The organism is Cupriavidus sp. 01L415 (genome assembly GCF_056400065.1).
The window spans coordinates 66,308-91,447 of record NZ_JBFTSP010000017.1; the positions used below are offsets into that span (position 1 = coordinate 66,308).

Sequence of the window (25,140 nt, forward strand, 5' to 3'; positions counted from 1 at the left end):
GCACGATGGCGGCGCAAGCGAACGAATCATTTCGTGGTTCCATATGCATACCCGGCCCGATGGCTGCCAGGCCCGCCGGGCCGCGCGGTACAGTACCGCACGTAGCGGCCCCGGCCGCCTTTCACGGAACTTGCCATGACGATCGACTTCGTCCACTTCACACCCGGGCCCGCGCTGGCTGGCGGGCTCATCATCGGCACCGCGGCCGCGGTGCTTGTCCTCTGCAATGGCCGGATCGCCGGCATCAGCGGCATCCTGGGCGGCCTGCTAGGTGGCCTGCGCGGGCAGTCGCGCGGCGACCGCGCATGGCGAGCCGCCTTCCTCGCCGGCCTGATCGGTGCGCCGCTGCTGACCATCGCGGCCGGCCTGGCGCCCGAGGTCGACATCGAGGCCGGCTGGACGCAGACGCTCGTCGCCGGCTTTATCGTCGGCGTCGGCACGCGCTATGCCGGAGGTTGCACGAGCGGGCACGGCGTGTGCGGCATGTCTCGCGGATCGGTGCGGTCCATTGTCGCGACGGTCACGTTCATGGCGGCAGGCTTCCTGACCGTCTTCGTGCAGCGTCACATCTTCGGGGGCTGAACGATGCCGCAATTCGTCGCGTTAGTGGTGGCGCCCGTGGTCGCGCTGGCGGCCGGCCTGCTGTTCGGCCTGGGACTGATGATCTCGGGGATGGCCAATCCCGCCAAGGTGCTCGGCTTCCTCGATCTTGCGGGCGCCTGGGATCCATCGCTGGCGTTCGTGATGGCGGGCGCGGTGGCGGTTGGCGTCGTGGCGTTCGCCGTGGCAAGGCGGCGCGCGCGATCGTGGCTCGGGCTGCCCATGCAGATCCCGGCGGCGGCACGCGTGACCCTGAGACTGGTGCTGGGTAGCGCGGCGTTCGGCGTGGGCTGGGGCCTTGCGGGCTTTTGCCCGGGCCCCGCCCTGGTTGCGCTGGGCGCGGGGTATGCCAAGGCGTGGGGCTTCGTCGGCGCGATGATCGCCGGCATGGCCGTGTTCGAAGCGGCCGAGGCGCTGCGGCGCAAGTCCGGCAAGTCCGGCGAGGGCGGTGAGGGTGGTGTGCAGCGGCGGGCGTGATCCCGCAATGCGCCTGCGCGCCCGTCAGGCCGCTACGCCCCGCCGGGGTGCCGGGAAATGTGGCACATGCGTTTCATGCTGCAAAGGTGCGACATCGTCCCGGGTCCCGCGCCCCGGCCGACGGGGAATTGCCTCTTTTTCCTTACTTGCGGGGCGCCGGCGCATTGTCCGCAAACACCGGCAGGCCGCGCAGCCGGTCGACGATCTCGGTAATGTTCCGCCACTGGCTCAGGTCGACCCCCGCGCGCGCCGCATTGATCGCTTGCGGAAACAGGAAGATGTCCGCCACCGTCGGCGCATTGCCCACCACGTATGCGCCGGTGCGCCGAGCGGCCAGTCGCGCCTCCACGGCCGCCAGGCCTTCGACGATCCAGTGGCGGTTCCATGCGGACACGCCCGGCGCATCGATGCCGAACTCGCCGGATAGGCGCGCTGCCACGCGAGGCGGCACCAGCGCGTGAATCTCGCTTGCAATCGCGAGGGCAATCGATCGTGCGAACGCCCGCCCCTCGGCATCCCGGGGCAGCAGTGGCGGCAGCGGGTAGCACTCGTCGAGATATTCGACGATGGCCAGCGACTGCGTGATCAGTTCGTGATTGTCCGTCAGCAGCGCCGGCACGAGCCCCTGCGGATTCACCCTGAGGTAGTCGGCCTGACGGTTCTCGGCCTCGGCACCGAGGATCGTGACCGGCTGCGTCTCAACCGTTACCGCCTTCAGGGCGAGTGCGATGCGCACGCGCGACGCGGCGGAGGAAATCTCGTTGACGTAGAGCTTCATGAGTGTCTCCGATGAAAATGACTTACTGCGCCGCCGGCTGCGCCGGCGTTGTGGCGCCCTTCGCTTCCCGCAACAGCGCCTGGATGACCTGCTCGGATTTTTCGTAGTCGCCTTCCCCCACCTTCTGGTGACGGATGCGTCCGTTGGCGTCGATGAAATAGAGAGCCGGCCAGTAGTTGTTGCTGAACGCGCGCCAGATCTTGTAGTCGTTGTCCACCGCCACCGGGTAGTCGATCTTGAAGTGGCGAATGGCGTCGCGCACGTTGCCGATGTCCTTCTCGAACGGGAACTCGGGCGTATGCACGCCAATCACCACGAGCCCCTGATCCTTGTACTTCTTGGCCCACGCGTGGACGTAGGGGAGGGTGTTGACGCAGTTGACGCAGGAATAGGTCCAGAAATCGATCAGCACGACCTTGCCGCGCAACTGGGCCGTCGAGAGGGGCGGCGAGTTGAGCCAGGTCGTCGCCCCGTCGAGCGCCGGCGCGGGCCCTTCCGTGAGCGCGGCGCTGGCATTGGCGAGGCCGGGCAGCTGACCGTTGACGAAGCCCAGGCCGATGGCGGCAAGGCTGCTGAGCAGGACGGCGCCGAGCGTGCGGCCCAGCCAGGAAGTGGGGAGTGGCATATGGATTCCTTGAAACGTGCGGGACTGCCTGCATCAGACACCGGCGCCGTGTCCCGCATGTATCCACCGTGGCCGCATGTGTAAGGCAGTGTCCGGCGCCGAGGCGTGGATACACTGCGATACACAAGGGAAGTGCCTACAATGCCGGTACCGGGCACACTTGCCCCGTCGCCACTTCCCCTTTTGCCGAAGGTGCCGCCGATGGACACCCACATCGATCACATCCTGCTTGTTGACGACGACCGCGAAATCCGCGAACTGGTCTCCACGTACCTCAAGAAAAACGGCCTGCGTGTGACGATCGCGCCGGACGGCCGGCACATGCGCAGCGTGCTGGAGGCCAACGCCGTCGACCTGATCATCCTGGACATCATGCTGCCGGGCGATGACGGGCTGACGCTCTGCCGCGAGTTGCGCGCGGGCAAGCACAAGACGACGCCGATCCTGATGCTGACCGCGCGTAGCGACGAAACCGACCGCATCATCGGCCTCGAAATGGGCGCCGACGACTACCTGGCCAAGCCGTTTGCCGCGCGGGAACTGCTGGCGCGCATCAAGGCCGTGCTGCGCCGCACCCGGATGCTGCCGCCCAACCTGCAGGTGTCCGAGGCTGGCCAGCTGCTGACGTTCGGCGACTGGCGCCTCGATACCACGGCGCGGCACCTGCTCGACAAGGACGGCACCGTGGTGGCGCTGAGCGGTGCGGAGTATCGCCTGCTGCGGGTGTTCGTCGATCATCCGCAGCGCGTGCTGAACCGGGACCAGCTGCTCAACCTCACCCAGGGCCGGGAAGCCGAACTGTTCGACCGCTCCATCGACCTGCTGGTCAGCCGGCTGCGGCAACGGCTCGGCGACGATGCGCGCGAACCCGCCTACATCAAGACCGTGCGCAGCGAAGGGTATGTGTTCGCCGTGCCCGTCGAAATCACCGAGGCCCGCGAATGAGCACGGCTGCCGTTGTCACGCGGCCGCCGCCGCGACTGTGGCCGGGCACGCTCGGTGCGCGGCTGTTCCTGATCCTGCTGGCCGGCCTGGTGATTGCGTATGCGCTGTCGTTCACCGTCCTGTTCCTCGAGCGATACGTCACGTCCAAGACGGTCATGCTCGGCACGCTGGAAAACGACGTGGCCACGTCGATCTCGATCCTCGACCGCCTGCCCGCCGCGGAGCGCGCGGCATGGCTGCCCAGGCTGGACCGCCGCAACTATCGCTATGTTCTGGGCCCCGGCCTGCCCGGCGTGCCGACGCTTTCCAGCCAGGCGGAGGACATCGCCAACACGATCCAGTCCGCAGCGGGCCGGCAGGTGCCGGTCACCGTGGAGATGATTCCAGGCGATGGCAAGCGCCTTCAGGCCCACTTCAAGTTGAGCGATGGCGCCCCGCTCACCATCGACGTGCATCCGGGGTCCATGCCGCTAGCGCAGTGGCTGCCCTATGTCCTCATCGCGCAACTTGGCTTGCTGGTGTTGTGCAGCTGGCTGGCCGTGCGCGTGGCGATTCGCCCGCTGGTGACGCTGGCCGAGGCGGCCGATGCGCTGGACCCCAATGAGACTGCGCCGCGGATCAGCGAGGCCGGTCCGAGCGAGGTGGCCCACGCGGCAGCGGCGTTCAATGCGATGCGCGACCGCATCGCGCAGTTCGTCGAGGAGCGCGTCCGCATCCTGGCCGCGATCTCGCACGACTTGCAGACGCCGATCACCCGCATGAAGCTGCGTGCGGAAATGGCAGAGGAATCCGTCGAGAAAGACAAGCTGATCAGCGACCTGTCCGAGATCGAACGCCTGGTGCGCGAGGGCCTGGCCTACGCGCGCAGCGTGCACGGCCATGCGGAGGTGTCCACGCGCATCGACGTCGGCTCCTTCCTGGAAAGCCTGGCCTACGACTACCAGGATACCGGCAAGGCGGTGACGCTGACCGGTCGCCCCGAAGGCGCCGTCGTCACCAAGCCGCACGCGCTGCGCCGCGTGCTGACCAACCTGATCGACAACGCGTTGAAGTTTGGTGGATCGGCGGAGCTTGCCGCGCAACGCCACCCGGACGGATCGCTGCGGATCCAGGTGATGGATCGTGGCAGCGGTATCCCCGAAGATCAGCTCGATGCGGTGATGCAGCCGTTCTTCCGGCTGGAGCAGTCCCGCAGCCGGGAGACCGGTGGCACGGGGCTTGGGCTCGCCATCGCGCAGCAGCTCGTGCTGGCGATGGGCGGGTCAATGCAGCTGCGCAATCGCGAAGGCGGCGGGCTCTCTGCGGAAATCACGCTCCCCTGAGTCCCCGCCGCCTTTTAATCGCGATACGTGCCGCACGGCCGCCTTGCGGCGGCCGTGCGGTCCCTCTTAGTAGCGATCCACTTCGATCACTGCCTCGGCAAATGCCTGCGGCGCTTCCTGCGGCAGGTTGTGGCCGACGCCCGGGATGATCCGGTGCGTTCGCTTGCCTGAGAACTTTCCTGCGTAGGCCTTGCCGTCCGTGGCGGGCGTCACGCCATCCGAGTCGCCATCGAGCGTGATCGTCGGCACGCTGATGACCGGGCCGGCAAACAGTCGCTGCTCCAGCGCGTCGTACTGCGGATCGCCGGCGGCCACGCTCAGGCGCCAGCGGTAGTTGTGGATGACGATGGCGACGTAGTCCGGGTTGTCGAACGACGCGGCGGCGCGGTCGAACGTGGCTGCGTCGAAGGCCCATTTCGGCGAGTTGACCTTCCAGATCAGGTTCCCGAAGGCCTTGCGATTGGCTTCGTATCCGGCGCGGCCCCGCTCCGTGGCGAAGTAGAACTGATACCACCAGCCCCATTCCGCCTTGGGCGGCAACGGCGCCTTGTTGCGCTCCAGGTTGTTGATCAGGTAGCCGTTGACGGACACCATCGCCTTGCAGCGCTCGGGCCAGAGCGCCGCGATGATGTTGGCCGTGCGCGCGCCCCAGTCATAGCCGGCCAGCACGGCGCGCTGGATGTGCAGGGCGTCCATCAGCGCGATGATGTCGAGCGCCACCACGGACTGCTGGGCGTTGCGGAACGTCTTGTCCGACAGGAAACGCGTCGTGCCGTGGCCGCGCAGATGCGGCACGATCACGCGATAGCCGGCCGACGCCAGCAGCGGGGCCACATCGACGAAGCTATGGATATCGTAGGGCCAGCCGTGCAGCAGGATCACGACGGGGCCGTCGGCCGGGCCGTCTTCGGCGTAGCCGATGTTCAGCACGCCGGCATCGATCTGCCGGATCTTCGCGAACGACGTATGCGCCCCCGGCTGGATGGCCGGCAGCGTTGGCGATTTACCGGGCGACTCCACGCCGGCGGCGCGGAGCGCGCCAAAGGGCGCGGCGGCAAGCGTCGCCGCCGCGGCGCCAAACAACTGGCGTCGACGTGGGTTGATGGGTTCGGACATGGTTTCTCTCTCCAGGTGATAGGTCCGCCACCGAGGCTCCGTCTGCCGCGTATCCGTCATGTGTCACCGGACCGTACCCATTGCATGCTTGTGTAGCGTTACCGCCCCTGGACACATATCGCTACAAAGCGCCGCGCGAGGTTGCATAGTCGGGGCGCATGCGCTTCAATGGGTGCCTTGCCTATCCCGCCGTGACGCCCCCTGATGAATACCACCCCTGCGACCCCCGATTCCCCTGCATCGCCGGCTCGTCCGCCGCTGCGCGCGCTGACCGCGCTGGAGGGTCGCGTGCTGGCCGTGCTGCTGGAAAAGCAGTTCACGGTGCCGGACACCTATCCCCTGTCGCTGAACGCGCTGGCTTCCGGCTGCAACCAGAAGACCGCGCGGCTGCCGGTCATGAGCGTGACCGAGGACGAGATCCTGACCGCCATCGATGGCCTGAAATCCCTCAGCCTCGTGTTCGAAGGCAGCAGCAGCCGCGTGCCGCGCTTCGAACAGAACATGGCCAAGGTGCTCGGCGTGCCGAGCCAGTCGGCGGCACTGCTATCGACGCTGATGCTGCGCGGCCCGCAAACCGCCGCGGAGCTGCGCCTCAATTCCGCACGGCTACATGCGTTCGCCGATATCTCGTCAGTGGAAGGTTTTCTTGACGAGCTGGCCGAGCGGGCTCCCGCCGCCCTAGTGATCAGGCTGCCCCGTGGCCCCGGCGAGCGCGAGAACCGCTGGATGCATCTGATGTGCGGGGAGGTCAATGTGGCCGAGATGATGCCGCGTGTGTCGCCGCGTGGCGACGCGGGTGACAGCGTATCGCCATCGGAACTGGAAGCCCTGCGTATCAGCCAGCGCGAGCTGACGGAAAAGGTGGCAAGGCTCCAGGCCCTGGTGGAGGAGATGGCGGGGCAGCTGGGCATCCCGATCGAGGGCGGCCGCCTGGGGGAATGACCCGGCACGGCGATTCCCGCTGTGCCCGCCGCCCCGCAGAGGTGGGGTGTTGCGGCGAGTGTTCAGCCGTGGGCGGTGTGCCGCAACGTCCGGCACAATCGGTGCTATAAACAAGCGCCCACGTCCGTGGGCAGTGCCAGCCCAACCATCCCGCACGCCCGGAACCCTCATGAGCCAGAACGATGGCGACATTCAGGCCGCCATGGTGCGACTGCTGTACCAGCAGTCGCATGGCATCCTGTTCGCCAATTTCGTCATCCCGCTGGCTATCGTCTACGTGCTGCACGACAGCGACCTGCTGTGGGCGCTGCTGGCGTGGATGGCGGCGCTCTATGTGCTGACGCTGGGGCGGCTGGCGTTGTCCATGCGATTCCATCGCCATGAATCCGCAGCGACACCGCGCGCATGGGCCCGCCGCTTCATGGTGCTGTCGTGGCTATCGGCGGTGCTGTGGGGGCTGATCGGGTCCACGGTGTTGCTGCCGCCCGCACCAGAATGGACGGCCTTCGCCTGCATCGTGCTGGCCGGCATGTCCTGCGGTGCGGTGCCCGCGTTGTCGGCGCAGCCGCGCATCTATTTCGGCATGGTCACGCTGATGGCCTCGCCGTTCATCATCTACTGCCTGATGCGGCCCGAGCCGACCTATCAGGTGTATGCGGCCTTTGGCATCGCCATGGTCGTCGTGAACATCTTCTTCTGCCGCGTCACCTATCGAAGCCTGCTGTCCAGTGTGAGGCTGCGCTTCGAGAACCTGGCGCTGATCGGACAGCTCGAACGCGAGCGTGACCGCGCCACGGCGGCCGACAAGGCCAAGACACGCTTCCTGGCCGCCGCCAGCCATGACTTGCGCCAGCCCGTGCATGCGCTGGGTCTGTTGTCGGCATCGCTGGCCGCCATCGCGGAGCGGGGCGATGTGCGACCTGACGCCGCCATGCAGATCAGTCGGCGTCTCAACGGTACGCTTGAGCGCATGGGCGGCCTGCTCGACGGCCTGCTCAATGTGTCGCGCCTGGATGCCGGGCTGATGGCCGCGCGACGCCGGCCGCTGCCGCTGGGCAAGCTGCTGGCGGAGTTGCGCGACGAGTACGCCAGTCAGGCGCAGCTGCACGGCAGCAGCTTGCGCGTGGTGGCCGCGCACGCGTGGATCGACAGCGATCCCGAACTGCTTCGGCGCATCCTCGACAACCTGATCAGCAACGCGCTGCGCTACGCGCCGAAGTCGCGCATCCTCATCGGCGCGCGCCGGCGCAAGGGTGCGATGGAGATCCAGGTGATCGACACCGGCCCCGGCATTGATCCCGCGCACCAGGCACTGGTGTTCGAGGAATTCGCACAGCTGTCCAACGGTCCGGACGAACAGGGGCTCGGGCTCGGTCTGTCCATCGTGCAGCGGCTGGCGAGCCTGCTTGGGCACGTCATCACGCTGCGATCGCACCCCGGCCGGGGCAGCAATTTCTCGGTCACGGTGCCGCTGGCGCAGGATGTGGTGCCGGACAGGCCGGCGGCCTCCGACGCGCAAGCGCAGGGCCAGGAGGACGGCTACGCGCGTCATGGCGTGATGCTGGTCGATGACGATCCGCAGATCCTTGCCGCGCTGGGCGACCTGCTCGCGTTCTGGGGGCACGCGGTGTATGCGGGGGCCACGGTGGAGGCCGTCTGCGCGGCCCACCAGCAGGCAAGGATCGAAGGCCCGGCACCCGTCGACGTGATCCTGGCGGACTACCGCCTGGCCGGACAGGTCACCGGCGACCAGGCAATCGGCTGGCTCCGCGAGTACCTGGATGCCGACGTCCCCGGCCTGATCGTGACCGGCGACACCGCACCGGACCGGCTCCTGGCGCTGCATACCAGCGGCTATCGGGTGCTGCACAAGCCGATCGCTGCGGATGCGCTGCGGCAGGCCATCGCCGAAACCGTGCGCGCGGCGCGGACGGCTTCCGCCGGCGTATAGCCCACGTCGCCGGCCGGTATCCATCCCACCCTCGCCCAGATTAGCAACTTTTGGTTGCTATAACTCCAATCCACATCACCATTGTTTGCTGAAGGCGGACTGCCTACGATGGGTCCTAACGGTTCCGGCAGCACAGCGACCTACGCACCGATGCAAAAGGCGCCGTCCCAACCCATCCAATACCCAGGAGTCAGCCATGTCCGCATCCACCCAATCCCAAAGCAAGGTCTGGTTCATCACCGGCGCGTCGCGCGGTTTCGGCACGCTGTTCGTGCGCAACGCCCTGCAGCGTGGCGACCGCGTCATCGCCACGGCGCGGAATCCGCAGAGCCTCATCGAGACGTTTGGCGATCAGCCGAATCTCCTGGCCGTCAAGGTGGACGTCACCAACGAGGCCGATGCGGTCGAGGCGGTACGGCAGGGCGTCGAGCGTTTCGGCCGCATCGACATCCTGGTGAACAACGCCGGCTATGGCGTGCTCGGCGCCGTGGAGGAAACCAGCATTGCCGAAGCGAAGGCTAACTTCGACACCAACGTGTTCGGCCTGCTGGCGGTGTCGCGCGCCGTGCTGCCGCAGATGCGCAAGCAGCGCAGCGGCCATGTGGTCAACATCTCGTCGCTGGGCGGCTATTCGGCCTATCACGGCTGGGGCGTGTACGGCGCCAGCAAGTTCGCGGTGGAAGGGCTGACGGAAGCGATGTCACAGGAACTGGCGCCGCTGGGCATCCACGCGACGGTGGTGGAGCCGGGCTTCTTCCGTACGGACTTCCTCCACGACAATTCGCTGGTCTCCACCAAGACCGAGATTGCCGACTATGCGGACACCGTGGGCAAGATGCGCGTTTTCGCGGCCGGGGCCAATCACCAGCAGCCGGGCAACCCGGAGAAGCTCGCCGCGGCCATCCTGAAGCTGGTCGACAGCGACAACCCGCCGGTGCGCCTGCCGCTGGGCACCGATGCCATCGCGCGCATCGAGCAGAAGCACAAGTTCGTGGAAGGCGAGCTGGCCGCGTGGCGCGACCTGGCGGTTTCGACCGACCACGATGACGTGGTGCGGTGAGTGGCCTGACGCAATGGGCGCAAGGCCGGCGTTGCTGACATGAGCGGTATGGCATCGCCTGCTTTGCCCGCTTCGCCAACGAAGGGCGCCGGCACGGAAGTGACCGGCGCCTTTTCTCATATCGCGTCGGGCATTGCGCGGCGATGCGGGGTGCCGGGGTCCGAAGCTGCTTTGCTGTAAGTGCCTAAATCGGCACTATATTGCATTCCGAACCCGGAGCCTCCCGCACCGCCCGACGGAAACCCAAGCCGGAATCGGCCGCCTCAACGCGAGTTTCCCGCTGCGGGAGGCGACGTCCGCAACGTGCCACGATGCCGCCCGTCGAGTGCCAAAGCTGGCGAGATCCTCGCCATAAGGCGGTCTTCTCCTAAAGATCGCCAACCCCGAGCCGTTATTCCCGCTGCCCCCCTCATTCCTGAAACAGGCACCTGTTTCCCTCCCTTTTCCTCCTAATGCCTGCCCGGCCGGGATTTGATAATCCTCGCTGACGAAGAGCCGCCTGCGCCTTCGTATTGGAGCATCCATGTCCGAGGAAAGCGATCTCGAGAAAACCGAACCCGCCTCACCCCGGCGCCTTGAGAAGGCGCGCGAGGAGGGGCAGGTGGTGCGCTCGCGCGAGCTCGGCACGTTCGTGATGCTGATGACGGGCGTGCTCGGCCTCTCGATCATGGGCGGCAACATCGGCCGCAAGCTGGACGCCGTCATGCACACCAGCCTGGCGTTCGAGCCGGCCACCGCATTCGATACCAACCGGATGCTGTCGCAGTTCGCCATGGCGATCTGGGACAGCCTGCTGGCGTTCCTGCCGTTGCTGCTGATGTTTGGCGTGGCCGCCCTGGTGGCCCCGCTGGCGCTGGGTGGCTGGATGTTCTCCACCAAGGCGCTGATGCCCAATTTCTCGCGCATGTCGCCGCTCTCCGGGCTGGGCCGCATGTTCTCCACGCAGTCCCTGGTGGAGCTGGCCAAGGCGATTGCCAAGTCCTTGCTGGTGGGCAGCGTCGGCGCCTGGATGCTCTGGCGCAAGCTGCCGGAGGCCGTCGCGCTGATGAACGCGCCGGTCCAGGAGGCGCTGCTGCACATGATGGAGCTGGTGCTCTACGTCTGCGGCATGGTGGCGGGTTCCCTGCTGCTGGTGGCCGCGGTCGACGTGCCGTGGCAGCTGTGGACCTTCTACAAGAAGCTGCGCATGACCAAGGAAGAGGTCAAGCAGGAGTTCAAGGAAACCGATGGCGATCCGCACATCAAGGCCCGCATCCGCCAGCAGCAGCGGGCCATGGCGCGCCGCCGGATGATGACCGAGGTGCCCAAGGCGGACGTGGTGGTCACCAACCCGACCCACTTCGCCGTGGCGCTGCGCTACGAGGAAGGCCGCATGAGCGCGCCGCGCCTCGTGGCCAAGGGGACCGAGGAAGTGGCCGCCCGCATTCGCGAGCTGGCCGCCGAACACCGTGTGCCGGTATTGTCCGCGCCGCCGCTGGCACGGGCGCTGCACCGTCACGTCGAACTGGGCCAGGAAATCCCGGCGGGCCTGTATACGGCCGTGGCCGAGATCCTGGCCTGGGTCTATCAACTGAAACACTGGCACTACGCCGATGGTCCCCAGCCCGCCGGGCCGACGGATCTCGCGGTGCCGGACGAACTTGCCGTACCGGAAGCCCGCGCATGAACGCACTGACGAATATCTTCAACCTGCCGGGCCTGCGCTCGGGCGCCCAGATGAAGGCGCTGGCGGGGCCGCTGCTGATCGTCATGATCCTCGGCATGATGATCCTGCCGCTGCCCGCGTTTGTGCTGGACTTGCTGTTCACGTTCAACATCGCGCTGTCGATCATGGTGCTGCTGGTCGGCATGTACACGCAGAAGGCGCTGGACTTCGCGGCCTTCCCGGCGGTGCTGCTGTTCTCCACGCTGCTGCGCCTGTCGCTGAACGTGGCCTCCACGCGCGTGGTGCTGCTGGAAGGCCATACCGGCCCGGACGCCGCCGGCAAGGTGATCGAGGCCTTCGGCCACTTCCTGGTGGGCGGCAACTTCGCGGTGGGTATCGTGGTGTTCGCCATCCTGGTGGTGATCAACTTCATGGTGATCACCAAGGGTGCGGGCCGGATCGCCGAGGTGGGCGCGCGCTTCATGCTGGACGCGATGCCCGGCAAGCAGATGGCCATCGATGCCGACCTGAACGCCGGCCTGATCAATGAGGAAGGCGCCCGCAAGCGCCGTACCGAAGTGGCGCAGGAATCGGACTTCTACGGCGCCATGGACGGTGCCTCCAAGTTCGTGCGCGGCGATGCCATCGCCGGCCTGCTGATCATGTTCATCAACGTCGCCGCCGGCATGGTGGTGGGCATGGTGCAGCACGACCTGGACTTCTCCACCGCCGTGCGCAACTACACGCTGCTGACCATCGGCGATGGCCTGGTCGCGCAGATTCCGGCGCTGGTGATTTCCACCGCCGCGGGTGTGATCGTCTCGCGCGTATCGAACGAACAGGACGTGGGCCAGCAGCTGACCGGCCAGCTGTTCTCCAATCCGCGGGTGATGTTCCTGACCGCCGCCATCATCGGCATGATGGGCATCATCCCGGGCATGCCGCACTTTGCCTTCCTGCTGCTGGCCGGCGCGCTGGCCTGGTTTGGCCGCTACATCATGCGTCGCGAGGCCACGGCCGCGCAGACCAAGACCCGCGAGGAGCGCACGCCGGCCGTGCCGGCCGAAGCCGCCGAAGCCACGTGGGAAGACGTCACGATGGTCGATCCGCTGGGCATGGAGGTCGGGTATCGCCTGATCACGCTGGTGGACCGTGGCCAGAACGGCGAACTGCTGGGCCGCATCAAGAGCATCCGCAAGAAGATTGCGCAGGACATCGGCTTCCTGGTGCCGGTGGTGCACATCCGCGACAACCTCGAACTCAAGCCCAACGCCTACCGCATCACGCTCAAGGGCGTGGAGATTGGCAGCGGCGAAGCCACGCCCGGCCAGTGGATGGCGATCAACCCGGGCCAGGTCTCGGGCACGCTGCCCGGCGCCGCCACGCGCGACCCGGCTTTCGGCCTGCCGGCGGTGTGGATCGATGCGGGGCTCAAGGAGCAGGCGCAGGCCTATGGCTACACGGTGGTGGACGCCAGCACGGTGGTCGCGACGCACCTGAATCATGTGATCCAGATGCACGCCTCCGAGCTGCTTGGCCGCCAGGAAGTGCAGTCGCTGCTGGACCGCATCGGCAAGGAATCGCCGAAGCTGACCGAAGACCTGGTGCCGAAGACCATTTCGCTCACCGGCCTGCAGAAGGTGCTGCAGAACCTGCTGGACGAAGGCGTGGCGATTCGCGACATGCGCACGATCCTGGATGTGGTGGCCGAGCACGCGCCGAAGGTCAGCGATCCGTCCGAACTCACGGCGCTGGTGCGCGTGGCCCTGGGCCGCGCCATCACGCAGCAGCTGTTCCCGAACAACGCGGACCTGCAGGTCATCAGCCTGGATGCCGGCCTGGAGCGCGTGCTGACGCAGGCGCTGGCCAACGGCGGCGGCATCGAGCCCGGCCTGGCCGACGCGCTGCTGCAGCAGGCGCAGGGCGCGGTGGTGCGTCAGGAACAAATGGGCATGGATCCGGTGCTGCTGGTGCCGTCGCCGCTGCGGCCGCTGATGGCGCGCTTCCTGCGCCGGACGTTGCCGCAACTGAAGGTGTTGTCGCACGCCGAAGTGCCGGACAACCGCAATATCCGCATCACCGCGATGATCGGCGGCGCAGCGTAAGGGAACGAACATGAGCGTGGCAAAGTTTGTAGCGGCCAACGGCCGCGAGGCGATGCGCAAGGTGCGCGAGGCAATGGGCCCGGACGCCGTGGTGCTGTCCAACCGTGCCGTGGAAGGTGGCGTGGAAATCGTGGCGATGCGCGACGAAGACCTCGGCGCCGTCAGCGCCCGCGCGCTGCCCTACACCGCACCGGAGGCGCCGCCCGCGTCGCCGATCCTGCCCGCGATCGGCCCGATGTCGCACATGTCGCACATGTCGCCGATGGCCGCCATGACGCCGCCGGCGCTGAACAAGCCGTCGATGCCGTCGATGTCGCAGATGCACGCCGCTTCGATGCATCCGGCCGCCGAAGCCGCGGACAACGCCGCGATCGGCGACCTGCGTGGCGAGCTCGCGTCGATGCGCACGATGCTCGAGCGCCAGTTTGCCGGGCTCTCCAGCGCGGCCCCCGGTGTGGCCGCCGGCGATCCGCTGCGCGAATCGCTGTTCGAATGGCTGGTCAACGCCGGTTTCTCCGGCCAGCTGGCCCGCACACTGCTGGCCCGCCTGCCCGTCGGCACGGATCGTCCGGCCGCGATGGCGTGGATCCGCAAGGAGATCGCGCAAAAAGTGCCCGTGCTGGCCGATGAGGACACGCTGTTCGCCCAGGGTGGCGTGCTGGCGCTGATCGGCCCGACTGGCGTGGGCAAGACCACCACCACCGCCAAGCTGGCCGCGCGCTTTGTGCTGCGTCACGGCCCGGGGCGCCTCGCGCTGCTGACGACCGACCGCTTCCGGATCGGCGCGCACGAACAGCTCCGCATCTATGGCGACATCCTCGGCGTGCCCGTGCACGCGGTGAAGGACGCCGCCGACCTGCGCTTTGCGCTGTCGGCCATGAAAGACAAGCACCTGGTCATCATCGACACCGTTGGCATGAGCCAGCGGGACCGCAGCCTTTCCGACCAGATCTCGATGCTGGCCGGCGTGCAGGCGCCGATGCAGCGCGTGCTGCTGCTCAACGGCGCCAGCCACGGCGACACGCTCAATGAAGTCGTGCACGCCTATCGCAACGACGCAGCCGGCAACGCCGGCGGCATCGACGGCTGCATCATCAGCAAGCTGGATGAAGCCACGCACCTGGGCTCGGTGCTGGACGTGGTAATCCGTCATCGTCTGCCGGTGTACTACGCGTCGACCGGCCAGCGCGTGCCGGAACACCTGGAGCTGGCACAGGCCGATGCGCTGGTCGAACGCGCGTTCCTGACGCCGCGTCGCGGTTCCCTGTTCGCTGACGCCGATGCCGCACGCCGCCAGGCCGGTGCCGTGGAGGCATCGCCGTCCAGCCAGGCTGACCGCTCCGGCGCCGACGACGTGCTGCGGTCCCTGACCGACAGCGCCAACGCCGTGGGCGTCTGCGTGGAAGAACTCAACGGCGCGCAGTACGGCTTCGACCTCGCGCGCGCCCTGTGGCAGCAGCGCGGTGCCGGTGCGCCGGCGCTGCGCCAGTTGGCCCAGCAGGTTCGCCTGACGATGTGCCGTGACGCCAGCCGGGCCTGCGACCGCTATGTGCTGGCCGTCACCAATACCGTCTCGCAGACGGTGCAGGGCCGCCGCGCGCCGCAACTGCTGCAGCACACGCTGTGGCTGGCTGACCGCGACGGCATGCCGCTGGCGACCACGGTGGTGCCGGCCGGCCGCACGCGCCTGTCGATGACCGAAGCCGAGGTGGATGCCGAGGCAGCCACCGTCCGCGCGACGCTGGCGGCTGCCCGCACCGTCGTCAACCTGAACGACACGCTGCCTTCCGCCGCGACGCTGGCGCGCTGGCATCAACTGGGCGAACGCTGGGTGGCTGGCACGCGCAAGACGACGCGCGTGATCGCCGACGGCATGGCCAACAAGCTCGACACCGTCGCCGATACGCTGACGTTCGTCGCCATTGGCGACACGACGTGGCGTGACCGCGACGCCGTGCACTGGCTGGGCCATTGCATGGTCCGCATTCCCGAAGGCCAGGTGCGCACCGCCGCGCGGGGGCGCGCCAATGCCGCCGAGGGCGGCTCGGAAGCCTGCCTGGTGGTCTCCCGGCTGGTCGATCGCGACACCGGCGACATGCTGGCCGTGGACTACGTGCTGTGCGATACGGCCCTCGCCGGAGACGCCGCACAGGTGGCGCGCTGGAACAAGTGGACGCAGGACGCGGACGAGCAGTTCCGCACGCTGCGCCACGCCATCGGACACTTTGCGCAGGACGGCGAGGCCGATGCGGATGCCAGCGTGAGCGGCACCCTGGTGTCGGCGCAACTCGGCCTGACCGCGCTGCGGCTGCAACACACACCGACGCCGACGGCCTCCGCATTCCTGTCGCGCCTGGCCGGGCGCGCTTCGGCCCGCGTGAATGCGCCGGTGCCGGGCGCCGTGCTCAATGAAGGCATGGGCCGCCTGCTGGCGCTGCTGGACGTGCTGGAGAACTATCCGGGCCGCACCGTCGAGCCCGCCGCGATCCTCGACCACGCGATCGATGCCACCGATGCGCCGGAAGCGGCGATGCACGCGATGGCAGCGTTCGACGCGATGCCGCAAATGGCATCGGCAGGAGAGTAAGCCTTGAACCTGATGGGCTCCGATCAGGCCGAAAGCCTGCGCCGCATGCTGGCCCCGCGCGTCACCCGGCGTATCGCCGTGGTGGGCAGCGACCCCGGCGCCGGTGCCACCACGGTGGCGCTGGGGCTGGCCAACGCGTTGGCGCTGCAAGGCGAACGCGTGCTGCTGGCGGACGAAGACCGCCACGGCGCCCGCGCCACGCGGCTGGCCGGCGCGACGCCAACCGCGACGCTGGCCGATGTGCTCGCCGGGCGCATGCCGATGGAAGCCGCACTGGGTACGCGGCCGGCCAGCGGCGTCGCGGTGCTGCCGTCGGGCAACGTGCCGGCCAGCGCGAAGCTCGATGGCCAGTCGCTGCCCGGCATGCGCACCGTGCTGATCGACGCGCGCGCGGACGCCGAGGGCGCGCTGTCGCCGATGGCGGGCACGGCGCACAACATCGTGATCGTGATGCGGCCGGAGGCGGCATCGATCACGGCGGCGTATGCCTGCATCAAGCGGTTGCATCACCAGTTTGCCTGCCGGCACTTTCAGCTGATCGTCAATATGGCGGCCACGGAGGCGACGGTGACGGCGCTCGCGCGCAACCTGGCCCGCACGGCGAGCCAGTACCTGGGCGTGGAGGCGGGGCTGGTTGGTTATCTGCCGATCGATCCGCTGGTGATGCGGGCATTGCAGCTGGGCCGCTGCGTCGTGGAGGCGTATCCGGCCGCCGCGGCCACCGGCGCGCTGCGCCATGTTGCCAGCAGCATCGGCGCATGGCCGTTGCGGGAAGACGCGCAACCCCTGGGGGCGGCCGTGGCCGTTCCTGCATAAGCCAAGAACAAGAAGTCGACAAGACCCAGACACTCAGCCAGCCAGTCAGCCGGCATCGCATTGCCGGCACTGGCCCCGAAACAAAGCATTCACCGAGAATTCCACCATGTACACGATTCAGGGAAAGCTCGAACAGGCAGACGTGGTCAAGTCACACGCATCGCTGGTGCGACGGATTGCGTTGCAGCTGGCGGCCAAGCTGCCGGCCAGCGTCCAGATCGACGACCTGATCCAGGCCGGTATGATCGGCCTGCTGGACGCCGCCAAGCGCTATGAAGACAACCACGGCGCGCGGTTCGAGACCTACGCGAGCCAACGCATCCGCGGCGCGATGCTGGACGAGGTGCGCGCCAACGACTGGCAGTCCCGCAGCCTGCGCCAGTTCACGCGCAAGATCGAACGCACGCAGCGCGGCCTGGAGCAGAAGCTCGGGCGCACGCCGATCGATTCGGAGGTGGCCAAAGAGCTTGAGATGCCGCTCGACGAATACCAGGAGCTGCTCAACGAGGTGTACGGCTGCCAGCTGCTGCACTACGAGGACTTCGAGCGGTCCGGCGAGGAGGATTTCCTGGATCGCCATCTCGGCGCGACCGAGGATGCCAATCCGCTCACGGTGCTGATGGAATCGGGCATGCGTGAAGCGCTGATCCGCGCCATCGACAAGCTGCCGGAGCGGGAAAAGCTGGTGCTGTCGCTGTGCTACGACCAGGAGCTGAACTTGCGGGAAATCGGCGCGGTGCTGGAAGTGACCGAATCGCGCGTCTGCCAGATCCGCAGCCAGGCCATTACCCGTCTGCGCAACCAACTGCGCGGATTGCTGTGATGCGGGCGGTCCTGGCAATGGCGGCGGCCGCGGCGTGTGGGTGCGTGCCGGCCCTGGCGGGTGCGCAGGGTTTGACCCGGACCACGCTGGAGACCGGCGGCTCTCGCCACGCGTGGACCTCGTCCACAGCGGGGCCGATGATCGTGAACCGTGGCCAGCGGGCGGTGTCGCCGCCGATCCTGCCAGCCGGTACGGTGCAGCAATCGGAAGGCCTGATCACGTCGGTGCGCTGGCGCTACAGCTTCACGCGCACGCCGCCGATCGACCTGCAGGCGTATCTGTGCAACGCGGATCGCTGCGTGCTGTTGTCCGGGGCCGAAGGAAAAACCGACGCCTTCATGGGCGACGACGCCACCAAGGGCTTTGTGTTCGCGTTCCGCGTACAGGGGCAGGGCGGCATGACGCCCACGCTGCAGGGGCGGAGCAATGAAGTGACGGTGAGCTACCGGTAGGTGCGTTGCAAGGGCGCGATAAGCGCGCCCGACAACGCCGCGCTTCACCAGGGCAGCGAAGCGCCCCGGCCCCAGGAGGTTGCTTCAAAACGAAGCGAAGCGGTCCTGGCTAGACGCGCGGCCGCAGACAGTACAAGTGGTACGGCAAGGCCGCGCAACGACGCCAGGATCGTTTTGAAGCGACCTCTAAGCGTCGACGATGACTTCGAAACCGCCGAAGATCATCCGTTGTCCGTCGAATGGCATCGGGTCCATGCCTTCCTTCACCCGTGGGTCGGCCATCACCGCCTTCATGCCGGCATCGCGCGTTTCGCGCGAGGGCCAGAGGATCCACGCGAACACCACGGCTTCGTCATCCTTGCGTTGCACCGCCATGGTGAACGATGTGACCTTGCCTTCGGGCACGTCGTCGCCCCAGCACTCCACCACCTTCAGTGCGCCATGTTCCTTGAATACCACCGATGCCTTCAGGGCGAACTGGCGGTAGGTTTCCCGGTTGGCCGTGGGCACTGCGATAACGAATCCATCGATATAAGCCATTTGCGGAGCTCCCGTCGATCGAGTCTGGCCACCCTGAGATGGCATGACAGATGACAGCGCGACACATGGAGGCCGGCGCGCTGCACGCGTCTACCTACCATAGTGCATCGCGCTCCCGCATGACGGATGCGGCACGCGGGGCCGGCGGGCGAGTGGCGTCCACGGCATTGCTGCCCCCCAAAACAAAACGGCCGGCGCCACGCACAGTGCGTGACTCCGGCCGTCCTGCCATCCTGCGCCATCCGCCACCGGGGTGGCGGGGCGGATGGATGTTGCTGCCTTAGCCCTTCACGGATTCCAGCGCCTCGTTCAGCGTCTTGCTCGGACGCATCACCGCTTCCAGCTTGGCGACGTCCGGCATGTAGTAGCCGCCGATGTCAACGGGCTTGCCTTGCACATCCGACAGTTCGCCGACGATGGTCTTTTCCTTGTCGGTCAGCGTCTTGGCCAGCGGCGCGAAGGTCTTCGCCAGATCGGCGTCGTCCTTCTGCGCGGCCAGTTCCTGGGCCCAGTACATGGCCAGGTAGAACTGGCTGCCACGGTTGTCGAGCTGGCCGGTCTTCGGCGACGGGCTCTTGGCGTTGTCGAGCAGCTTGCCGGTGGCGGCGTCCAGCGTCTTGGCCAGGACCTTCGCCTTGATGTTGCCCGACTTGATGCCCAGCTCTTCGAGCGACACGGCCAGCGCCAGGAATTCACCGAGCGAGTCCCAGCGCAGGTGGTTCTCTTCCACCAACTGTGCCACGTGCTTCGGTGCCGAACCGCCGGCGCCGGTTTCGTACATGCCGCCACCGGCCATCAGCGGCACGATCGACAGCATCTTGGCGCTGGTGCCCAGTTCCATGATCGGGAACAGGTCGGTCAGGTAGTCGCGCAGAATGTTGCCGGTCACCGAGATGGTGTCCAGGCCGCGGATCACGCGCTCGAGCGTGTAGCGCATGGCGCGCACCTGCGACATGATCTGGATATCCAGGCCCTTGGTGTCGTAATCCTTCAGGTACGTCTCGACCTTCTTGATCAGCTCGGCTTCGTGCGGACGGTACGGGTCCAGCCAGAACACGGCCGGCATGCCCGAGTTGCGGGCGCGCGTGACGGCCAGCTTCACCCAGTCGCGGATCGGGGCGTCCTTGACCTGGCACATGCGCCAGATGTCGCCCTGCTCGACCTGCTGGGTCAGCGCGGTCAGCACTTCGCCGGTGGCGTTGTCGACGATGCGGGCTTCGCCGTCTTCGGCGATCTCGAACGTCTTGTCGTGCGAGCCGTACTCTTCGGCCTTCTGCGCCATCAGGCCGACGTTCGGCACCGTGCCCATCGTTACCGGATCAAAGGCGCCGTTGGTCTTGCAGAAGTTGAGGATTTCCTGATAGATGCGGGCGAAGGTCGATTCCGGGATCAGGCACTTGGTGTCCTTCGTGCGGCCGTCGGCCCCCCACATCTTGCCGCCGATACGGATCATGGCCGGCATCGAGGCGTCGACGATCACGTCGTTCGGCGCGTGCAGGTTCGAGATGCCCTTGGCCGAATCCACCATCGCCAGTTCCGGGCGATGCTCGTGGCAGGCGTGCATGTCGCGGATGACTTCCTCGCGCTTGGATTCCGGCAGCGTTTCGATCTTGGTGTACAGGTCGACCAGGCCGTTGTTGACGTTCACGCCCAGTTCGTCGAACAGCTTCGCATGCTTGGCGAAGGCGTCCTTGTAGAAGACCTTGACGGCGTGGCCGAACACGATGGGGTGCGACACCTTCATCATCGTGGCCTTGACGTGCAGCGACAGCATGACGCCGGTCTTGCGCGCGTCTTCCATCTGTTCCTCGTAGAAGGCCAGCAGCGCCTTCTTGCTCATGAACATGCTGTCGATGATCTCGCCATCCTGCAGCGCGACCTTCGGCTTCAGCACGATGGTCTTGCCGCTCTTGGTGACCAGCTCCATGCGCACTTCACGCGCGCGGTCCAGCGTGATCGACTTTTCGCCGTGGTAGAAGTCGCCGTGCTTCATGTGGGCCACGTGCGTGCGCGATGCCATGCTCCACTCGCCCATGCTGTGCGGGTGCTTGCGCGCGTAGTTCTTGACGGCGGCCGGCGCGCGGCGGTCGGAGTTGCCTTCGCGCAGGACCGGGTTCACGGCGCTGCCCAGGCACTTCGAGTAGCGCTTCTGGATGGCCTTTTCCTCGTCGTTCTTCGGGTCTTCCGGATAGTCGGGGATCTTGTAGCCCTTCGACTGCAGTTCCTTGATGGCGCTGACCAGCTGGAACACCGACGCGCTGATGTTCGGCAGCTTGATGATGTTGGTGTCCGGCAGTTGCGTCAGCTTGCCCAGTTCGGCCAGGTTGTCCGGCACGCGCTGTTCTTCGGTCAGGAACTCGGGGAATTCGCCCAGGATACGGCCGGCCACGGAGATGTCGCTGGTCTCGACGTTGACGCCGGCGGGGCTGGTGAATGCGCGGATGATCGGGAGGAAGGCACTGGTTGCCAGCAGCGGAGCTTCGTCGGTCAGGGTGTAGATAATGGTGGGCTGCTGGTTACTCATCGCTTATCTCGCATCAAATTCGGGTTGGGAAATGCCCCGTCCGGGTCGCGGCGCGAGGCAGGTCTCGAATTTTGCCTGATTTTGCATGGCGAAGGTGTGATCCTTCATGTGAAATTTGTGTGCCGTATGCATCTGAATTCAACGGTGCTTTGCATATCGTGCCGTTTTTGTCAGGCAATGGCGTTCAAGATCATTGAATTAAGTTTGAATTGGGGCTTGGCAAAATTCCGGATTCTTATGTCTTATAGAAGAGTTGGAGTGGTCTAGTCGGGTATAGCGAGGTGGTGTGTGACTTTTTAGGCACTTTGCGTCGGGGCGGTCAGGTATGGAAGCTGCCGGCGTCGGTGGCAGGGCGGGCGGGCTCGCCGCCGCGCTCGAACTCCGCGATCACCTGCGCGCCGAGCAACAGCAGCGTCGCGGCAATCTCCAGGCTGAGCAGCACGACGATCGCGGTGGTCAGGGACCCGTAGACCTTGCCCACCTGGGACAGCGTCGCGAAGTACCAGACCAGCACATGGCGCGAGATTTCCCAGAGGACGCCGGCGATCAGCGCGCCGATCAGCGCGTGCCGGACCGACAGGCGCCCCACCGGCATCACCAGGTAGATGGAGGTCAGCAGCAGGATCTCCCCGGCCAGCCCGATGAGGTACAGCAGCGTGCCGGACAGGCGGTCGAGCGACCAGTCGTGGCCGAGCACCTCTAGGTGGCGCGCGCCGATGGTCTGCAGCCCCCCGGCGACGACGGTGACCAGCAGCAGCCCCAGGCTCAGCACGCCGATATAGCAGTACGGCAGGATGGCGGAAACCAGGAAATGCCGGCGCCGGATGGCCACGCGATGCACGAAGATCACCGACATGGCGTTTTCCAGCACGGTGAAGGCTAGCGAGCTGAAGAACACCATCGAGACCAGCAACACCCAGCCGATCACCCCACGGTTGTTCATGAAGCGGGCCAGCTCCGCCACCAATGCGCGTGATTGCCCGGGGAGCAGCCATTCCAGATAGCGCTCCAGCGTTTCCAGCAGCTGCACGGGATCCACGAAGTGCGACAGGCCGATCAGCATCAGGATCAGCAGCGGCACGATCGACAGCAAGGCGTAGTACGCCACGGCGCCGGCCAGCAGCAGGCCCTGGTTGGCGCGGAAATCCTTGAGCGTGGTGAGGATGAGGCGACCGGGGTGCTTCAGCACCAGCCGGACGCGGGCGTCGAATATCGGCATGGCGGCAATAGGGGACGGGCCCGGGAGCGGGCCGCGTTGCCGATCAATGTGGCTGATCGCCACCCTCCCGGCAAGAGGAGTTTGTCTGACAGCACCGCCGCCGGGCGCGCCAGCCCTGCCTGCCTTCAGGGGCGCGCGGCAAGGAGGTCGAGGATGGCTTGCGTGGTGCCGGTCTCGCCCAGTCGCGGGAAGATGTGCGCGATGCTGTTGGCATGGGCGTCGGGATTCATGTCGGTCATGGCGTCGGTGGCCAGCGTGACATGGAGGCCCAGGCTGTGGGCCTCCCGCGCGGTGGATTCCACGCCGATGCTGGTCGCCACGCCAACCACCACCACCTGCGTCACGCCAAGGCCCTTCAGGCGGGATTCGAGTTCCGTGTTACGGAAGGCACCCCAGGTGTGCTTGGTCACCAGGTGGTCCGTTGGCTGCCGGTTCAACGCCGGAGACAGCTCGGTCCAGTCCGCGGGCGGCGCCGTGGAACCGCGGGCGGACTGTTCGGTACGTCCCGGCGCGCGCCCGGCCACGTTGACCAGCACCACCGGCAGCCCGTGCTGGCGGAAGCCTTCGGCCAGCCGGGCGGCATTCGCCACGATGGCGTCCGTCGGATGCGCGGTGGGCAAGGCCAGGATGCCCTTCTGCAGATCGATCACGATCAGGGCGGTCATGGGGTCGAGTGTCGTCACGGCCATGATGAGCTCCGGTGGCGGGGGGGAATGGCACCTGTCAGGGCCTGGCGAGCCCGGTGCGGCGGCCCGGGCATCACGCCACGCAGTGTGGCACCTTTCCCTATAATTGGCCCATCTTGATTGGTCCACCTTGAGCCCCCCGCGAGCCATCCCGCCGCGGCCCCTTCCCACGAGGAATACGCCATGCTGACCCTGCACGACCTCGCCTTCTTCGCATTAGCCGCCCTGATCCTGGTGCTCACGCCGGGTCCGAACATGATCTATTGCGTGTCGCGTGCGTTGTGCCAGGGCCGTGCCGCAGGGCTGATCTCGCTGGCCGGCGTGCTGCTCGGGTTTGTGGTGCACCTGATGGCGGCAGCGCTGGGCCTGACCGCGCTGCTCATGGCCGTGCCGTTCGCGTTCGATGCCATCCGCATGGCTGGCGCGGCCTACCTGCTCTGGCTGGCGTGGCAGGCCGTGCGTCCCGGCGGCACTGCTCCGTTCCAGGCGCGCGCGCTGCCGGACGACCCGCCGCGCAAGCTGTTCAGCATGGGCTTCATCACCAACCTGCTGAATCCGAAGGTAGCGATGTTCTACCTGTCGTTCTTCCCGCAGTTCCTGCATCCGGAGAACGGCTCGGTGCTGTGGCAGAGCCTGCAGCTGGGCGCGGTACAGATTGGAGTCAGCGGCACGGTCAATCTCATGCTGGTGCTGGGCGCGTCCGGAATTACCGCGTTCCTGTCGCGCAGCGAAGGGTGGCTGCGCGCGCAGCGCTATGTCATGGGGACGGTGCTCGGCGCGCTGGCGATGCGCATCGCCATGAGCGACCGGAAGTAAGGCGGAGCGCCAACGACCGCAAACAAGGCGGTGCGCTAGCGCACGCTATAGGGAAAGCGAAAGCGCTCGGCCAATTGGGAAAGATGGTCGCGCAGGCGGCTGATTTCAGCGGACAGTTGCAACGTCAGGAACGCAAACGAGCTGTGCCCGATGGAAGGGTCGTCCGGATGCGGTGCCGGCAGTGACACCCCCTGCCGCACGAGCGTTTCGTCGCCGGCCTCCAGCGCGCTGGCCATCTCCAGCAGCAGGTCGCGAATGCCGCGCTCGTTGCCGCACGGGTCGCTTATCTCGGGGTCGATCGCGGCCAGCATCTCCAGGGCGCTGATGCATACCCGGACGCTGTGTTGCACCTCTTCCAGTTCCGTCGCCGGCACGCCCGTTTCCTTGGCGACGGACGGAATCAGGCTGCGCAGCTGAACCAGCAATCCCCCCAGCTTCATCATGTCCTGCTGCCGCTCCTTTTCGCCTTCGAATCCGCGTTCGATCTTGGCGTGCACGGCCGCGCAGGCCCGCAGCAGGCCCGCCAGCCTGAAGCGCCAGGAATACGACGCGTACGCGGGTAGCGCAAAGGAGAACACGAGTGCGATGACCGTCCCGATCAGCACGTCGACAGTCCGCCAGATCGCGTCGGCGACATGCTGGTCGCCATGACCCGCCGTGATGACGACGGTGATCGCGGCCAGCAGCGCGATATACCCGCCCTTGCCGACCGCGTGGTATGCGCAGTAGCCGCATACCAGCGCCAGCAGCAGGTAGGTCAGCATCGGGAAGCCGAAGTAGGCTTCCTGCAGGATCAGGAACAGGCCGATAAACGCGCCGATCAGCGTGCCGGCGCCGCGTTCGGCGGCGCGCCGGCGGATATTGCCGTGGTGCTGCAGCCCGCCGATGACCACCAGCACGGTGATCGTCGCCCATTCGCCATGGGGAATGTGGATGCCGGTGGTAAGCGCGATCGACACCAGCAACGCCAGCGCCACCCGCGTCGCGTGGAAGATGCGAGCCTGGCGGAATCGTCGGTCGGGGTCGAACAGCGCGCTGGTTGATTTTCGCAGGGCCTCGAACATATCGGCGATCACTTGGGAGACCGGAACGTCTCCAGTGTATAGACCGC

21 protein-coding genes and 1 pseudogene are annotated in these 25,140 nt (G+C 66.8%); 14 read left to right on the forward strand and 8 right to left on the reverse strand.

Annotation, left to right across the window (positions count from 1 at the left end; all coding sequences use genetic code 11):
* Positions 1-135: 135 nt before the first annotated feature.
* Positions 136-582, forward strand: coding sequence for a YeeE/YedE family protein (locus tag AC1DOX_RS21390; RefSeq protein ID WP_441623115.1), 447 nt, complete (start codon positions 136-138; stop codon positions 580-582).
* A gap of 3 nt (positions 583-585) precedes the next feature.
* The gene (locus AC1DOX_RS21395; protein ID WP_441623117.1) at positions 586-1,077 is read left to right on the forward strand and encodes a DUF6691 family protein; all 492 of its coding nucleotides are present in this window, start codon (positions 586-588) and stop codon (positions 1,075-1,077) included.
* Positions 1,078-1,219: 142 nt separating this feature from the next.
* Here AC1DOX_RS21395 and maiA read toward each other — a convergent pair whose 3' ends face one another.
* Both maiA and AC1DOX_RS21405 read right to left on the reverse strand, forming a co-directional pair.
* Positions 1,220-1,855: a maleylacetoacetate isomerase gene (maiA, locus tag AC1DOX_RS21400; protein ID WP_441623119.1), complete on the reverse strand. Its 636-nt coding sequence runs from the start codon at positions 1,853-1,855 to the stop codon at positions 1,220-1,222.
* A gap of 61 nt (positions 1,856-1,916) precedes the next feature.
* Positions 1,917-2,375 (reverse strand): annotated as a pseudogene (locus AC1DOX_RS21405) (thioredoxin family protein); the annotation flags it as partial.
* A 306-nt stretch (positions 2,376-2,681) separates the two neighbouring features.
* Between AC1DOX_RS21405 and AC1DOX_RS21410 the strand changes: the two are divergent.
* Positions 2,682-3,425: a response regulator gene (locus AC1DOX_RS21410; RefSeq protein WP_092140846.1), complete on the forward strand. Its 744-nt coding sequence runs from the start codon at positions 2,682-2,684 to the stop codon at positions 3,423-3,425.
* On the forward strand, positions 3,422-4,747 hold the full coding sequence (locus AC1DOX_RS21415; RefSeq protein WP_441623121.1) for a sensor histidine kinase: 1,326 nt from the start codon (positions 3,422-3,424) through the stop codon (positions 4,745-4,747). Before AC1DOX_RS21410 ends, AC1DOX_RS21415 begins: the two co-directional genes overlap by 4 nt.
* A gap of 66 nt (positions 4,748-4,813) precedes the next feature.
* Here AC1DOX_RS21415 and AC1DOX_RS21420 read toward each other — a convergent pair whose 3' ends face one another.
* On the reverse strand, positions 4,814-5,863 hold the full coding sequence (locus tag AC1DOX_RS21420; RefSeq protein WP_441623123.1) for an alpha/beta fold hydrolase: 1,050 nt from the start codon (positions 5,861-5,863) through the stop codon (positions 4,814-4,816).
* Positions 5,864-6,067: 204 nt separating this feature from the next.
* On the opposite strand from AC1DOX_RS21420, the gene AC1DOX_RS21425 reads away from it, so the two are divergent.
* From AC1DOX_RS21425 to AC1DOX_RS21465, 9 genes are all read left to right on the forward strand, one after another.
* Positions 6,068-6,805, forward strand: a complete 738-nt coding sequence (locus AC1DOX_RS21425; protein WP_441623125.1) for a YceH family protein — start codon at positions 6,068-6,070, stop codon at positions 6,803-6,805.
* A 169-nt stretch (positions 6,806-6,974) separates the two neighbouring features.
* Positions 6,975-8,756 (forward strand): sensor histidine kinase, encoded by a 1,782-nt coding sequence (locus tag AC1DOX_RS21430; protein WP_477101500.1) that lies wholly within the window; start codon positions 6,975-6,977, stop codon positions 8,754-8,756.
* A gap of 196 nt (positions 8,757-8,952) precedes the next feature.
* A complete protein-coding gene (locus tag AC1DOX_RS21435) occupies positions 8,953-9,816 on the forward strand; it encodes an oxidoreductase (RefSeq protein ID WP_092140854.1) in 864 nt (287 codons plus the stop codon).
* Between the two features lie 523 nt (positions 9,817-10,339).
* On the forward strand, positions 10,340-11,482 hold the full coding sequence (flhB, locus tag AC1DOX_RS21440) for a flagellar biosynthesis protein FlhB (protein ID WP_477114050.1): 1,143 nt from the start codon (positions 10,340-10,342) through the stop codon (positions 11,480-11,482).
* Positions 11,479-13,566 carry a flagellar biosynthesis protein FlhA gene (flhA, locus tag AC1DOX_RS21445; RefSeq protein ID WP_092140858.1) on the forward strand — a complete coding sequence of 696 codons (2,088 nt, stop codon included), beginning with the start codon at positions 11,479-11,481 and terminating at the stop codon, positions 13,564-13,566. Before flhB ends, flhA begins: the two co-directional genes overlap by 4 nt.
* Before the next feature lie 10 nt (positions 13,567-13,576).
* The gene (gene flhF / locus AC1DOX_RS21450; protein WP_441623132.1) at positions 13,577-16,153 is read left to right on the forward strand and encodes a flagellar biosynthesis GTPase FlhF; all 2,577 of its coding nucleotides are present in this window, start codon (positions 13,577-13,579) and stop codon (positions 16,151-16,153) included.
* A gap of 12 nt (positions 16,154-16,165) precedes the next feature.
* Positions 16,166-16,969 (forward strand): MinD/ParA family ATP-binding protein, encoded by an 804-nt coding sequence (locus tag AC1DOX_RS21455; protein WP_441623170.1) that lies wholly within the window; start codon positions 16,166-16,168, stop codon positions 16,967-16,969.
* A 106-nt stretch (positions 16,970-17,075) separates the two neighbouring features.
* The gene (locus AC1DOX_RS21460; protein ID WP_092140862.1) at positions 17,076-17,792 is read left to right on the forward strand and encodes an RNA polymerase sigma factor FliA; all 717 of its coding nucleotides are present in this window, start codon (positions 17,076-17,078) and stop codon (positions 17,790-17,792) included.
* Positions 17,792-18,244, forward strand: a complete 453-nt coding sequence (locus tag AC1DOX_RS21465) for a flagellar protein FlhE (RefSeq protein WP_441623134.1) — start codon at positions 17,792-17,794, stop codon at positions 18,242-18,244. Before AC1DOX_RS21460 ends, AC1DOX_RS21465 begins: the two co-directional genes overlap by 1 nt.
* A gap of 186 nt (positions 18,245-18,430) precedes the next feature.
* Here AC1DOX_RS21465 and AC1DOX_RS21470 read toward each other — a convergent pair whose 3' ends face one another.
* The 4 genes from AC1DOX_RS21470 to AC1DOX_RS21485 form a co-directional block, all read right to left on the reverse strand.
* Positions 18,431-18,784, reverse strand: coding sequence for a DUF1428 domain-containing protein (locus tag AC1DOX_RS21470; protein WP_441623136.1), 354 nt, complete (start codon positions 18,782-18,784; stop codon positions 18,431-18,433).
* A gap of 280 nt (positions 18,785-19,064) precedes the next feature.
* A complete protein-coding gene (locus tag AC1DOX_RS21475) occupies positions 19,065-21,308 on the reverse strand; it encodes an NADP-dependent isocitrate dehydrogenase (protein WP_441623138.1) in 2,244 nt (747 codons plus the stop codon).
* Positions 21,309-21,627: 319 nt separating this feature from the next.
* Positions 21,628-22,527: a YihY/virulence factor BrkB family protein gene (locus tag AC1DOX_RS21480; protein WP_441623139.1), complete on the reverse strand. Its 900-nt coding sequence runs from the start codon at positions 22,525-22,527 to the stop codon at positions 21,628-21,630.
* A gap of 125 nt (positions 22,528-22,652) precedes the next feature.
* Positions 22,653-23,216, reverse strand: a complete 564-nt coding sequence (locus AC1DOX_RS21485) for an isochorismatase family protein (protein WP_441623141.1) — start codon at positions 23,214-23,216, stop codon at positions 22,653-22,655.
* Between the two features lie 180 nt (positions 23,217-23,396).
* Here AC1DOX_RS21485 and AC1DOX_RS21490 point away from each other — a divergent pair, with 180 nt between their 5' ends.
* A complete protein-coding gene (locus AC1DOX_RS21490; RefSeq protein WP_441623143.1) occupies positions 23,397-24,029 on the forward strand; it encodes a LysE family translocator in 633 nt (210 codons plus the stop codon).
* Positions 24,030-24,064: 35 nt separating this feature from the next.
* Here the strand turns inward: AC1DOX_RS21490 and AC1DOX_RS21495 are convergent, their stop codons facing one another.
* Positions 24,065-25,093, reverse strand: a complete 1,029-nt coding sequence (locus AC1DOX_RS21495) for an FUSC family protein (RefSeq protein ID WP_441623172.1) — start codon at positions 25,091-25,093, stop codon at positions 24,065-24,067.
* Positions 25,094-25,140 lie beyond the last annotated feature (47 nt).